We start from the raw sequence: 12,450 nt of genomic DNA on the forward strand, positions 1-12,450 counted from the left end.
ATGAGACATCCATCGTTAGAAGAAATGCAGGCTCTTACTCCAACTGCTACAGCCCTGTCGCAACTCGATATCTGGATAGCAGCGCGCAGCACTCCAGAAGCCTTGCTGTGGTTCCGCTTGCAATGCCAGCAAATCAGCACGGCAAAACAGGAGCGTGATGTTTATCGCGCCATGGGTATGGCTGCGCGCAAACTGGGCAAGCTTGATTTGAATTTAAGCAGCGATGAACTGGCAACTGCGAATTCGCTGCGTCCCGGTTTTGATCCCTCGGGCTGGAGTGTCGATATTGCCGCCAGGGTCGCCTTCATACTCGCCAGCTATGCCGGTGATGAAGCGCAATTTGCCAGTCAACTGGACAGTATCGCCGACAGTGCTGAAATCAATGAACTGATTGCCCTGTATTCCGGCTTCCCCTTATATCCCGCAGCTAGCGCGATAGAACACCGTGCCCGTGAAGCCATACGCTCCAGCATGCGCCCTATCTTTGAAGCAATGGCGCACCGTAATCCTTATCCGATGCAGGCATTTGATGAAGCAGCCTGGAACCAGATGGTCGTCAAATGCTTTTTTCTCGATAGCCCCTTGTGGCCAGTGCAAGGCCTGGAGCAAAGGAATAATCCTGCCCTGGCACGCATATTGATTGACCTGGCGCATGAGCGCTGGGCGGCAGGGCGCGCCATCAGTCCTGAGTTATGGCGTTGCGTGACACCGCAACTTGATGTTGTAGGTGATGCCGAATTGTTACGCGTGCTGGAGCAAGGCAGCATGGCAGAACGGCTGGCCATCGCCAAGAGCCTGCCTGCCCATGACAGCAAAATTCGCAGTTTATGCCAGCAACAGAATCTGAAAACAGCAGCGAAAGATATGAGTTGGCAAGAACTGTTACAAGAGTCGCAGCAAGTGCCACATTGATACACAAAGGAGAATCAATATGTTTGAAAAAAATACAGAACACCAGCAATGGCTGGAAGACAGCATCGCCAATCTGGATGCAGCCGCTGGCACTATCCATGTACAGCGCGGTGAAGATTTATACCTGAGTGCCGCCTTGCGCATACCAGAACCCGTACTCGCCATCGTTGCCCATGTCAGTCATGGCAAGGGCATGGCGGGCGCGGCGCAGTTGAGCAAGACGCCGGTGCAGACCTGCAATCTGCAAGACGATAAAAGCGGCAACATACGTCCCGGTGCCAAGGCAGTTGGTGCCCAAGCGGCAATCGCGATTCCCTTGCTGAGCAAGACGGGCGATGTCATGGCGGTAGTTGGTTTTGCCTGGCAAAAAGAAGGTGACCCTGCTGAGTGGGTGGCACAGGCACCTTTCCCCGCCAAACTGGCTGAACTGACTGCGCGTCTGCAAGCGGTCTGAAATCCGTTCAGTTTTCGGGCAGAACTAATCTGCGCACATAGCCTTCGAGTGCCACTGTTTCTCCATCTGCATTGGCGATGGGGCGACCGGGCAGGCCCATACCTTCACTGATGAGTACTGTATTGCCTGCCACGCATAAATTTGATGGAGTATCCAGATGCCTGGCCAGGCAAGTCACTGTCTGCTTGTTCAAGTCAAAGCAAAGCAGGCGGCCTGAGTAGCGCTTGAAGCCACCATGCCAGGCAGTTTGTGGTACTTCATCTGATGGCATGGGTTCTAAAAAATCATCGCATAATTCCAGCACCAGCAATTGCCCTTGTTCAGTAAAAGCCATGCCAGTGGCCAGCGTCAGGCCCGTTATTACTGCGCTGACCTCACAGGTATCAAGATCCAGCCTGACGATTTTGCTGACACCTTTTTCAAAGTTGATGCCCATTTTGTCAGCATCACCCTGCAATTCGCCTGAGAACAGGGAAATCAATACCGGCTGGCTGCTATTCGTTCGTTGCCAGCTTTGATCAAGAATCACCGTGACTGGCACCGCATGCTGACCACCAGACAAATCTGGCAGCACGCCGACTACAGATTCTGGCTGGCCATCAATAAATTCTATGGCCTGATTGATATCCGGCTTCACCGTCAGCCAGCTTTGTCTTTGCGGGTGATAGCACAGCGCATTCAGATTGCCATGACTGTGGAATACAGCTTGCGGTGGCAGGGTAGTCAAATCCAGGATGCGTGAACCAGCGATATAGTCAGTCTGGCTCAGCAGCCAGCGGCCGCCACCATAAGCGATATCCGCAAGGCCAAATATTTCATCCCTGCACATGCGTGCCTGCATATTCATGGAGCGAAAACCGGTAGCGAGTATCTCGCGTTTCGTATATTCACCGTCCACACCCTGTTTGAACTGCACTAGTCGACCAGAAAAAACTTGCTCTGCATTGCCGCTGCCTGCCTCTACCAACAACAGGCTGCCATCCTGCTTGAGCTTGATGCCGCGCGGATTATTCAGTCCGTGCAAGATGATGCTGGATGCGCATCGTTGCTGGATCATGAGTTGCGGTAGAGCGATGGAGGGCGGGTTTGCCATGTAATGATTCTGAATGGAACTTATCAATGTAGGACAGTGTTTCACAAAAGATAATTGTGGTCAATGTGATATGTACCTTTCGTGCTAGGACAAGAACCTGCGAAAAGCCAGTCGCGTCCACTTGACCCCACTTTGCTGGTTCAGTTTTTGTATGGATGCCGTCCGCACATTCAAGATGGGTAGCAGGTTTTGCATGGCTGCGAGTTCCATGGTTTCTTCTGCGCTGACATCAAACATGCGTCGCCCAGCTGGGATGGGGCCATGACGCAGGGACAGTATCAGGGTCGCAGATGCATTCATCAAGCCTGCCAGCCTGGGCATGGCGTGTTGCCGTTGTGTTGCATCAAGATGCATCCACACGGCGCTAAGCATGATGAGGTCGAAAGTCTGGTTCATGGCACACAGCCTCGACAAGTCTGGCAGGCTGTCATCCAGCCAGCAGATGTTTGGCGCATCATGCAGAGCTATGCCCGGCAAGCGCAACTCCCGCGTTGGCTCTACCGCGACTACGCTATGTCCCATGGCAGCAAACGCCGCTGCATCTTTGCCTATGCCTGAACCTATATCAAGTACACGACAGGGCGCTGTCGGTAGTAAATGCAAAACCGTGGCGTGGTGTTCTTCAAAAGAAATTTCCTGCCACTGATTGACCAGGTAATCGGCTGTCTCGGCATAGCCTTCAGTGCCACTGATTTTATTCACATGCATGTTCTGACTATCGTGTTTTGCCGGAAATGAAGATTGTAAATCACTGCTTCGAATATCTTTACTTAAAAAAGAATAATGACATTGACTTTTCGATAATTGAAAATATACTAAGTAAGCTTGCCATATTGATAGCAGGCAGGTTTCCAGAATTCCATAGATGCCCACCCCAGTTTCATAAACCAGACTCACCTCAAGGAGTAACTTATGACTACCAATAAAGAAACTTATGGCGGTTTCATTCCTCTGTATGCAGTGGCAATGAGTGATGCAATTGCCAGTGGCGACGCCGCCAAATTGAGCGCTGCACGTGAAGCTGCATTCAGCCATCTGGCTGCTGCAGCCGATGTTGCCCGTCTTTTGCCAGAACTGGAAAGCGCCATCAAAAGCAAGGGCGGCGTCATACGCCCTTTGTATGCCGTCACCATACAAGATGCCGTTGCCCGTGGCGATGCAGTTGAAATTGCCCGCCTCAAATCCGAACTGGCTTCTTACACCAGTATGCTCGGTGGAGCCAGCAACACTGCTGCCGCCTTTCATCCTGTCACACCTTATGGCGTCGCGATTCAGGACGCGCAGGCGCGCGGTGATCAGGCCGAAGTGGACCGACTGAAAGAACTCGCACAAAGCCTGCTGGCACAGCTCAACGCCAGCAAATAAGCAAGTACCTCTTTATCCCGGATGCCAGCTTGCTGGCATTTGCCACCGGAGCCAAGTATGGAACAAACTGCTCTTATATCTCAAGCTTCTCAACCCGCCAGGGCGCGTACGCTGTCTGATCTCAACGGTCATACGCCTGTGCACGTGGTGTGGGAAATTACTCTTGCCTGTAATTTGAAATGCAGCCATTGCGGTTCACGCGCAGGCAAGCGCAGGGTGGGTGAACTCTCCACAGAAGAAGCCTTCTCCGTGATTGATCAACTGGCCGCCCTGGGCACGCGTGAAATCACTTTGATAGGTGGCGAAGCCTTCTTGCGTAAGGACTGGCTGCAAATGGTGGAACGTATCGCCGGTCATGGCATACGGGTAGGCATGCAAACCGGTGCCCGCAACCTCAATACTGCCAGGCTGCAAGCGGGCAAGCAGGCTGGTCTGTTTGGCATCGGTGTTTCCATCGATGGCATGAAGGATTATCATGACAGGGTGCGCGGTGTCGTCGGCTCCTGGAATGATGCCCTGCGTGCCATGGAAACCGCCAAGTCCCTGGGCCTGGGTGTCAGCTGCAATACCCAGATAGGTGCAGAGACCATAGATCAACTGGAACCGCTGTTCAACCGCATCATCGAAGCCGGTGCCACCCACTGGCAATTGCAAATCACAGTTGCCATGGGCAATGCGGTAGAGAATGACCACCTCTTGCTGCAACCGCATCGCGTGCTTGAACTCATGCCCTTGCTGAATCGTCTTTACCATGAAGGCCAGCAACGCGGCCTGTTGCTGACCTTTGGCAACAACCTCGGTTACTTCGGTCCCTTCGAGCATCACTGGCGTGGCCTGGGTGATGAAACCTTGCACTGGACAGGTTGCGCTGCTGGTCAGAATGTCATTGGTCTTGAGGCGGATGGCACCATCAAGGGCTGCCCATCACTGGCAACGGAAACCTATGGCGGTGGCAATGTCCGTGACACTGCCGTGGCAGAATTGTGGAACACGTCTGAAGCCCTGCACTTTGGCCGCATGCGCAATATTGATTCGCTATGGGGCCATTGCCGCACCTGCTACTATGCTGATGTCTGTCGTGGTGGCTGCACCTGGACTTCAGATTCCCTGTTCGGCAAACCTGGCAATAACCCCTATTGCCATTACCGCGCACTGAAGCTGGAAAAACGCGGCATCCATGAAAAAATCCGCAAAGTGGCACCAGCGCCTGACAAGCCTTTTGCCATCGGCAGGTTTGAACTGTATGAAGAAGCGATTCCAGGAAGGCAAGTGCTGCCGGAAGAACCTGCGCCAGCACCTAGGGTGGCAGAACGCACCAGCAATAATCCTTTGCCTGAACTGGATCTGTGCCGTGGCTGTAATGAATACATCTGGCCAGATGAAACCGAGTGTCCGCATTGCCATGTCGATGTCGCTACCGCAGCACAAAAATATGCCATTGAAGAAGCCAGACGGCAAGCCGTCATGATAGAACTCAAGAGCGTACTCGATCGTCTGCACGTGCTAACCAGCACAGCTTGACGATCAAAGCCCGGCTTTTGTTTCTGCTGCCGGGATAGTTTTGGTGTTGAAGTATGTTTCCCTTAATCCGCAAGGCAGTTAACTCTCTGCATTAATTGCTCATTAGCTGCCAGCATTTCTTGAAGGAGTAGATATGGTTTCCCCAACTCACGCAGCACCCATGGCCGCCTTGTATGGCGTGCCCATGCATGAAGCCATCGCCAGTGGCGATGTCAGTAAAATGATCGCCATCCGCGATCAGGCACTGGACTATCTGGCCGCAGCATCAGAAATAGAACGCTTGTTGCCATCACTGGAAAAAACCATGAAAGCCAAGGGCTTGCCGCCTCAGGCATTGTATGGCATCTCCATACAGGATGCAGTTGCACGTGGTGACCAGGCTGAACTGTCACGTTTGAAAGCGGAAGTGGCTTACTATAGTCGCTTGCTGTAAGGTTTGTAAAAAGCACCCTTTGGCTATGCTGAACAAGTATCCGAATAACGACATTACCTTTGATAAGTCATTGATTCACAAAGAGGTAAAATTTACGAGCAGGACTTAATCAGCGTAGCCTTTACGTAATTCGCAGGTTGTGCCGGACCTCGCCCGGCACAACCTGCGAACTCAATCATAGTGAGACATCAATGCCACACCTTCTCCGGCGGTGTCACAATCAACACCGAAGGCACGGCCTCAGGATTATATAGACGCAAATAGAAGTGCCCTATCCCCGCTGTCCCCAGCATCAGGTTCGGCGTTTCACCCGTGCCAGCCACCCCACAAGGCCAGGGCATGTCGGACTGGCCGTAATGCTGCCAGCCTTCTTGCCCTATTTTTTCCGCGATCTGGGTCAGGTCAGGGCGCTTTAAGTATTGCCCCGCCATGATCATCAATTCAGCATTGCCGCAAGCACCATGGCATAACGAGAAATTACCCATACCGTGTACCCAGGCTGGCATCAGCGAACTGGCCGTGGTTTGTATGGCCGCATTCAATTCCTGCATGAGCACTGCATCATCCGGCATCAATGCCACATTGCGCAGGCGTGACAAGCCTATGCCGGGTGCGCCATGGCACCAGGCCATATTGTAGACAGGTGCTGCATCAGTCTGACTGGCATCCATGATGCGCAAGTCTGGCCAGTTGTTGTGCTGGGCGCTGAACAGGCTGCGTTCATAGCGCAGGCCTTCATTGGCACCATCCAGGTAGCGTGTCTCACCTGTGGCGCGATACAGTTCCAGCAAGGCAGTGACGATGCCTGCTACCCCATGCGAATGGCCGGTCAAATGTTTTTGTCCCGGTACATGCATGGTTTCCCATGACCAGCCTGCGTCGCTTTTGCTCGCATGTGCCAGTAAATAATCGCCATGGGTTTGCGCCATGGCGATGAAGTCGGGGCGCTGGTGTTCCACTCCCAGTTTCAACATGGCAGGTATGGCACCGGCACTTCCACCTATGACATCAATGAATAATGTATCTGGTGCCTCTTCTGTGAGGCTGGTCATTTCACGCAGGCCACGTGCTATCAAGGCTTCATTTTTTAATAATGTACCTATGCGCACCAGCACATAGGCAAAACCGCTACTGCCTGCATAAAAACCGCTGCGCGCCGCGCCCTGCATTTTTCCAGATAGTGATAAAGCCTGATTCAATGCACCTTCCAGTACGCGCTTTTGTTGCTTGTCGGCGCTGAACTGATGCAGCTCTGCCAGGAATAGTGCGATGCCACTGGTGCCCCCATACAAGTCACCTGCAAAGGAACGGTAAGCCGGCACCCAGGCTTGATTCACTGCCTCCATAGACCAACCCAGCCAGTTGCAACGCGCACCATCCCAGACGGCATCACGGCACAAACTGCGGCCTATGCGGTCGGCCACGTCGAGATAGACTTCCTTGTACGAATGCAGCGCTGCGCTCATTGGTACGTCGATAGGTGCGTTCATAGCTGCAATCCTCCGTTAAATAGGGGTGCTTCAAATAAATTGACTGAATGACGATTCAGGTAAGGGGTACGCATATCTATGCCATTGGCGGCAAAACGTTTTTGCACTGCGTCTGCACGCGCATCCACGCTTTGTGAACCGGCCAGCCATGCATCGACCATGCCTTCGGCGACCAGCCTGCATCTGTGCATGCCAAAACTTTCACCTGTGCCTGGCTCTTCTGCCACACCGATGCCATCGACCAGGGTTTTGCAAAACATGGGGGTGACCGGGCGCAATTTGCTGCCAATGCTGGCATGCAAATCCTGTATCAGCGCTGCTACCATGGGGTAATGGCGTTTGGCGATATATAGCACTGCCGCATCAGCACGGCGGTAGGCGCCGGCGTCAACCAGTGTTTTATAGCGGAATGGCAGGGCATAGCGATTCAGTTGCGTCGTCAGGCCATATAGCAATTCAGCCGCTGCACTGGCTGGTACATTGAAGTAAAAGCGGATAAGTTCATAGTCATCAAACTGGTCAGATAGATTACTGCCAAAGGCATAGTAAAAGCCTTGTTGCATATCGGCCGTGCCGGGATAGACGCGCAAGTTCACTAGTTCCCCCGCCACAGGTGCCATGCCCGGCCATTTGTTGGCAGCATATTCGCCAACAACAGCAGTACGGCTGCGCTCGCCTTTTTGTACCATGACGCGGCCATCGGGGCTTTGCTGATAAATTTTCCAGCCGGGGTCCCAGCGATCTGGGGTCTGATTGGCCTGGCTCAGGTTGGGCACCAGACTTTGCGAAGGCAATACAGGTTCGTTTGCAGTGTCGCGTACATAGTACATTCCATACAGGCTGGTATTGATGGCGGCGATCAATGCCTGGACCGGATTGTTCTGGCCGCTTGCCATGAATACGGGAGTCGGGGACGTACCACCTAGCGCATAACTGTGCTGGTTGTTGATTTTCAGGGCCGCGTAGATGCCCTTTAGTTCTTCGTTTATCGATGTGTCGCTCATGATTGCAACTCCCCGCCAAATCCAAACAAGGCCGATGCTGCCTGGCGCGGATTGCGTAAAATATTCTGACTGACTTGTAATAAGATTGCCGCATGGTTTGTCATGACCGGGGCATAGTAAAGTGATTCAAAGGCCGTCTGCACCATGCGTACTGCGCCGTATTCTATACAGCGTAGCAGGTAGGTAAAAGCCTGCGATTTATCTATGCCCGCCGTTTGCACATAGCTGCGCCAGAAGGCATGGATGGATGGATACATCCCCTCCAGCGGGTAAACGGCTTTGTCAACAAAGCTGGTGGGATTGAAATCATGATACAGCGGCATGGAATAAATCCACGAGGTCAGATAGGCTTGCAGTACCGCGCCTGTATCCCAGCTGGCATCACCATAATCAACCAGTTCCCAGTCTATGATGCGTAAAGCCATTTCTCCATCAGGGGCTGGATACACTACGCAGTTATCCCATTTCATGTCACCATGAATAATGCTGTCGTAACGCCAGTCCTGTGCCAGCCGTGCCAGATTTTGTTGCAGATCTGGATATTGCCTGATCAGTGCACCTAGCTGTTGCACGCCACCGCTCAGGGCATTGCCAGCCTGCATGCTGTTTTGATGAAAACTCAAGATCCATGGCACCATGCGCGGGAAGCTGCTGAGGTCTTCTGCCTGTAAAGTATTGCCGCGCAGGGTCTGGTGATAGTTTCCCAGCGCAACTCCCAGCAACTTGCCGATCTCGGCGGGGAATGTTCTTTTGCGGGCATAGAATTCCGTCAGGTTTTCACCACCAGGTAGTAAACTTACTGTCAGGCAATGCCGGGCCGCATCGTGATCGACAAAATTGGGCATCAGGTTCGCCAGAGCTTGATAGCCTTCTTTTTGCGCCATGCGATAACAGGCAGCTTCACGTTGCATGGTCGAAATCGCCATCGGTTCGACTTCCTTGATCTGCTTGACGAACAAGCCAGTACCATCGCGCCGTATGATCTTGTAATTACGATTGCGCCTGCCTGCCTCTACCACCATAAAATCACCATCGACGACCACAGCTGGTGGGATCGTGCCACGTGCCAGCAGATAGTGGGCCATATTGGAAGCGGTCAAAAACATTCCTGTTTACTCCTTCAATTGTGCAAGCAAATATGCCGAAACCCCAGGTGCACAATTGCACTTGGGGTTTACAAAGAATGAGTCAACCCGCGGCCGGGAATTTATCCCGACCGGTTTTACCAGGGCTGATCAAACTGCTCTGTACTGCTTTAGTTCACTGGCGCTCTCATTAGCAAGCAGCCACTGTCATCACTGGCCCTACCGTCATAGGCAAGCAAGTATTGCCACAAATTGGCATGTTATTCGTGGGGATGACCGGGCCTATTGTCATGGGCAGGCAAGTGTTGCCACAAATTTGCATGTTTTGCGTAGGGATCACAGGGCCAACCGTCATGGGCAGGCAAGTGTTACCGCAAATTGGCATGTTATTGGTAGGAATAACAGGGCCAACGGTCATGGGTAGGCAAGTGCAACCCAGGAGATGCGTAGGAGCTACCGCTTGTGGCTGACAAACCGGGGATACTGTTGGGCAATGTGGTGGTGCCGACAGCAATGGCTGGCAATTTGCCCACGCGGTATGACCACAAAGTTGTGGCGCGGCTGTACAAAAATGAACACCGGTCGGGCCTACTTGTTGCTGTGCCTCCAGGGTAGGTGGGGGGCAAACGAAGCAATGGGTGCTGGCTGTTGGATTCATGGCCTGAGCCTGTTGTGGTGCGGCCTGCAGTGCATCAACAGTGAGCGGTGGGCAAATGAAGCAATGGGTGTTGGCAGTAGGGTTTGTGGTCGGGTGAATCGCCATCTGGGCCTGTTGTGGGGGGCAGGGCTGCCACGCAGTGTTACCGCAGAACTGCGGTGCAGCGGTGCAATTCTGTACCCCTGTCTGGCCAATTGGCTGGCAAGGCTGCCACGCAGTATTACCGCAAAATTGCGGTGCAGCGGTGCAATATTGGACACCTGTCTGCCCAATTGGCGGGCATGGCTGCCACGCGGTATTGCCGCAAAATTGTGGTCCTACTGTGCAATGTTGTATGCCGGTAGGGCCAAAGTTGGCTTGCGCAGCAAATTGTTGTTCCGGGGCAGCAGCGCCGGCGAAATTTTGCGCTTGAGCTGGTGCAGCCAGACCACCTCCGGCAGCCACGCCGCCATTAAATACCGGTGTCTGGTTTTGGACTATGGTCGGGTCGAATGGTTTCGTGGGGAAAATACGTGTATTCGCCTGACATTGTTGTATGTCGCATAGAGGGTGATTCCGGGTAATCCGGCACATCAAAGGGCTGGTGACATTGTTGCAGATTGGCCCAGCCAGCGTTTGTGGGAAGCATTGCTGTGGCTGGGTGAAATGGCAGATGGCTGGCGATGTTTGGGGAAAACATTGCGGTGGTTGCGTCACATGACAGATGGCGGGTGAGGTCTGGGGGATGCATTGTTGCGGTTGTGTCAGAATGTGACAGGCGATGGGGCTGGTTGGTGGCAGACATTGTGGTAGCAATGTGGGCATCTGGCAATTCGGAAATTGAGTAGTCATAACAAAACTCTCCTAAGAGTGAAACTACAATTCATGAATGATAAGAACAACGAGGGAACAAACTCATGGCAACAGGTCATGCCTTCGCACGAAAGCAATGCTTGCGCCATTCTTCACACATTCGCATGAGATAAAGGCCGGTCAATCTGCAGCCCTTCACATCACGAATATTTCAATTTGATTTATCCGGGCAGCCCTGCCATGCCGTATTGCCGCATACAGGTGCAGCTTGAGTGCAGTTCAATACGCCAGTGGGCCCTCCGGCAACTGCAGCCTGGGCGGCATTGGCAGCGGCAGTGGCTGCCTGAGCGCTTTGTATGGGGCCGCTGAAGAAACTGATTTTGGTGTCCGCAACACTCTTGCCTTTGCGTATTAACTCGGCATCCGCCTTGACCCAGAGATAGGCGGTTTCCAATGGATTATTGGCGCCGGCGGTAGCCGGGGCCGTGTGTAGAATCGCCTCAGTGGGGATTTCATAATATTCATTCAGTACGGCATTCAGATACAGGCGTGTGTAGTTTTCCAGAGCAGAATTGCCCACAAAGCCATTGAGCAAAACTACCTCGGGAATATTCGCCGGGTCTGCCGCCAACACCTCTACAAAATACTTGTCTTTCGCCATCACAGTTCTCCATTCGGTTGAAACTGAAACACAGATCAGACATCGGGCTTTTTCAGATACCTGATTGTGGATTCAGAAAAATTTGGATAACAATACAATGCTCAAACTCAATCGACAGAAGCCGGGCCCCTGCCTTGCTACAACAGCACGCGACACTGTTACCGCAAGATGACGCGTGTAAAACGTAATCATGACGCCCATGCCTGTCAGCGAAAAAGCGCAAGAAAAACAAGCGACAAAATCCCTCCATGAGCTGGCTGGAAGCTGGCTCAAAAATGCAAAAAAACTGAATGGGTAGGGATTTTGTTGAAGCAGGAATTTATTGCATATACTTATTACTTTATTTGCATGTCAATTATTCAAGGTTAATCTATTATTAATTTTTTTCAAGGGTGAATACGTAATAATTTATTACAGATTTTCATTGGCAAAAGACATCGTATGGAAATTTTCGGACATAACAACCAGATTTTTAGACAAACTCATAGAGCGAACCGTGGTCAGAGTTTGACTTGGATCAAGCCAGGCGTTCCAAGCCTATCTATGCTGAACGAAGGTCAAAAACTAAATGGGGGAATACATGGATCTGGAAGATGCCGTAGCAAAACATTCCGAATGGAAAACTAAATTCCGTATGGCAATCAGTAAAAAAGAAGCCATGGATGCAGCGACCATCGCCAAAGACAATTGCTGTGACCTGGGCAAATATTTACATGGGGAAGGTAAGACAGCATTCGGCAAATTGGCGACACATGCGGATTGTGTTGCCAGGCATGCAGCATTTCACACTGAAGCAGGCAAGGTGGCCCAAGCCATCAATGCCAAGAAATATCTAGAGGCTGAAGCAATGATTAATGCTGGTACAAGTTATTCAGCAGCCTCGAGTGCCGTAGGAGTAGCCATCATGAAATTTAAGAAAGAGGCTGGGCTATGAATTAGTCGTATTCAGGTACGGCATTCAAGTCATCCCATTGGCCTGTCG

General features: G+C 52.2%; 13 protein-coding genes. 6 read left to right on the top strand and 7 right to left on the bottom strand.

Features of this window, described 5'->3' with window-relative positions:
- Complete coding sequence (locus Q8K39_RS14685; RefSeq protein ID WP_305261272.1) at positions 1-912, top strand: EboA domain-containing protein; 912 nt, start codon at positions 1-3, stop codon at positions 910-912.
- A 19-nt stretch (positions 913-931) separates the two neighbouring features.
- Positions 932-1,366 carry a GAF domain-containing protein gene (locus tag Q8K39_RS14690; RefSeq protein WP_305261274.1) on the top strand — a complete coding sequence of 145 codons (435 nt, stop codon included), beginning with the start codon at positions 932-934 and terminating at the stop codon, positions 1,364-1,366.
- 7 nt (positions 1,367-1,373) lie between these two features.
- Here Q8K39_RS14690 and Q8K39_RS14695 read toward each other — a convergent pair whose 3' ends face one another.
- Together Q8K39_RS14695 and Q8K39_RS14700 are read right to left on the bottom strand one after the other, a co-directional pair.
- Complete coding sequence (locus Q8K39_RS14695) at positions 1,374-2,459, bottom strand: hypothetical protein (protein ID WP_305261275.1); 1,086 nt, start codon at positions 2,457-2,459, stop codon at positions 1,374-1,376.
- An 84-nt stretch (positions 2,460-2,543) separates the two neighbouring features.
- The gene (locus Q8K39_RS14700) at positions 2,544-3,161 is read right to left on the bottom strand and encodes a class I SAM-dependent methyltransferase (RefSeq protein WP_370868611.1); all 618 of its coding nucleotides are present in this window, start codon (positions 3,159-3,161) and stop codon (positions 2,544-2,546) included.
- Positions 3,162-3,371: 210 nt separating this feature from the next.
- Here Q8K39_RS14700 and Q8K39_RS14705 point away from each other — a divergent pair, with 210 nt between their 5' ends.
- From Q8K39_RS14705 to Q8K39_RS14715, 3 genes are all read left to right on the top strand, one after another.
- Complete coding sequence (locus Q8K39_RS14705) at positions 3,372-3,824, top strand: DUF1843 domain-containing protein (RefSeq protein ID WP_186953220.1); 453 nt, start codon at positions 3,372-3,374, stop codon at positions 3,822-3,824.
- Between the two features lie 57 nt (positions 3,825-3,881).
- Positions 3,882-5,345, top strand: coding sequence for a GDL motif peptide-associated radical SAM/SPASM maturase (locus Q8K39_RS14710; protein WP_305261280.1), 1,464 nt, complete (start codon positions 3,882-3,884; stop codon positions 5,343-5,345).
- Positions 5,346-5,478: 133 nt separating this feature from the next.
- The gene (locus tag Q8K39_RS14715) at positions 5,479-5,778 is read left to right on the top strand and encodes a DUF1843 domain-containing protein (RefSeq protein WP_186953222.1); all 300 of its coding nucleotides are present in this window, start codon (positions 5,479-5,481) and stop codon (positions 5,776-5,778) included.
- A 188-nt stretch (positions 5,779-5,966) separates the two neighbouring features.
- Here the strand turns inward: Q8K39_RS14715 and Q8K39_RS14720 are convergent, their stop codons facing one another.
- The 5 genes from Q8K39_RS14720 to Q8K39_RS14740 form a co-directional block, all read right to left on the bottom strand.
- Complete coding sequence (locus Q8K39_RS14720) at positions 5,967-7,268, bottom strand: lanthionine synthetase LanC family protein (protein ID WP_305261281.1); 1,302 nt, start codon at positions 7,266-7,268, stop codon at positions 5,967-5,969.
- Entirely contained in the window at positions 7,265-8,272 is a 1,008-nt protein-coding gene (locus tag Q8K39_RS14725) for a T3SS effector HopA1 family protein (RefSeq protein ID WP_305261282.1), read from the bottom strand. The genes Q8K39_RS14720 and Q8K39_RS14725 overlap by 4 nt, the downstream gene beginning before the upstream one ends.
- Positions 8,269-9,378 carry a phosphotransferase gene (locus Q8K39_RS14730; RefSeq protein WP_305261284.1) on the bottom strand — a complete coding sequence of 370 codons (1,110 nt, stop codon included), beginning with the start codon at positions 9,376-9,378 and terminating at the stop codon, positions 8,269-8,271. The genes Q8K39_RS14725 and Q8K39_RS14730 overlap by 4 nt, the downstream gene beginning before the upstream one ends.
- 169 nt (positions 9,379-9,547) lie before the next feature.
- Positions 9,548-10,846: a hypothetical protein gene (locus Q8K39_RS14735; protein ID WP_305261286.1), complete on the bottom strand. Its 1,299-nt coding sequence runs from the start codon at positions 10,844-10,846 to the stop codon at positions 9,548-9,550.
- Positions 10,847-11,018: 172 nt separating this feature from the next.
- Entirely contained in the window at positions 11,019-11,468 is a 450-nt protein-coding gene (locus Q8K39_RS14740; protein WP_305261288.1) for a hypothetical protein, read from the bottom strand.
- A gap of 580 nt (positions 11,469-12,048) precedes the next feature.
- Here Q8K39_RS14740 and Q8K39_RS14745 point away from each other — a divergent pair.
- Positions 12,049-12,402: a CZB domain-containing protein gene (locus Q8K39_RS14745; protein WP_186953228.1), complete on the top strand. Its 354-nt coding sequence runs from the start codon at positions 12,049-12,051 to the stop codon at positions 12,400-12,402.
- Positions 12,403-12,450 lie beyond the last annotated feature (48 nt).

It is taken from the genome of Undibacterium sp. (assembly GCF_030683615.1).
Taxonomy (GTDB): Bacteria; Pseudomonadota; Gammaproteobacteria; order Burkholderiales; family Burkholderiaceae_D; genus Undibacterium; species Undibacterium umbellatum.

Bases quoted from the DNA above. Each gene is read 5' to 3' on its own strand.
- Q8K39_RS14690 (WP_305261274.1), top strand. From the start codon at position 932: ATGTTTGAAAAAAATACAGAACACCAGCAATGGCTGGAAGACAGCATC.
- Q8K39_RS14740 (WP_305261288.1), bottom strand. From the start codon at position 11,468: ATGGCGAAAGACAAGTATTTTGTAGAGGTGTTGGCGGCAGACCCGGCG.
- Q8K39_RS14685 (WP_305261272.1), top strand. From the start codon at position 1: ATGAGACATCCATCGTTAGAAGAAATGCAGGCTCTTACTCCAACTGCT.
- Q8K39_RS14695 (WP_305261275.1), bottom strand. From the start codon at position 2,459: ATGGCAAACCCGCCCTCCATCGCTCTACCGCAACTCATGATCCAGCAA.
- Q8K39_RS14705 (WP_186953220.1), top strand. From the start codon at position 3,372: ATGACTACCAATAAAGAAACTTATGGCGGTTTCATTCCTCTGTATGCA.
- Q8K39_RS14730 (WP_305261284.1), bottom strand. From the start codon at position 9,378: ATGTTTTTGACCGCTTCCAATATGGCCCACTATCTGCTGGCACGTGGC.
- Q8K39_RS14715 (WP_186953222.1), top strand. From the start codon at position 5,479: ATGGTTTCCCCAACTCACGCAGCACCCATGGCCGCCTTGTATGGCGTG.
- Q8K39_RS14710 (WP_305261280.1), top strand. From the start codon at position 3,882: ATGGAACAAACTGCTCTTATATCTCAAGCTTCTCAACCCGCCAGGGCG.
- Q8K39_RS14720 (WP_305261281.1), bottom strand. From the start codon at position 7,268: ATGAACGCACCTATCGACGTACCAATGAGCGCAGCGCTGCATTCGTAC.
- Q8K39_RS14735 (WP_305261286.1), bottom strand. From the start codon at position 10,846: ATGACTACTCAATTTCCGAATTGCCAGATGCCCACATTGCTACCACAA.
- Q8K39_RS14745 (WP_186953228.1), top strand. From the start codon at position 12,049: ATGGATCTGGAAGATGCCGTAGCAAAACATTCCGAATGGAAAACTAAA.
- Q8K39_RS14725 (WP_305261282.1), bottom strand. From the start codon at position 8,272: ATGAGCGACACATCGATAAACGAAGAACTAAAGGGCATCTACGCGGCC.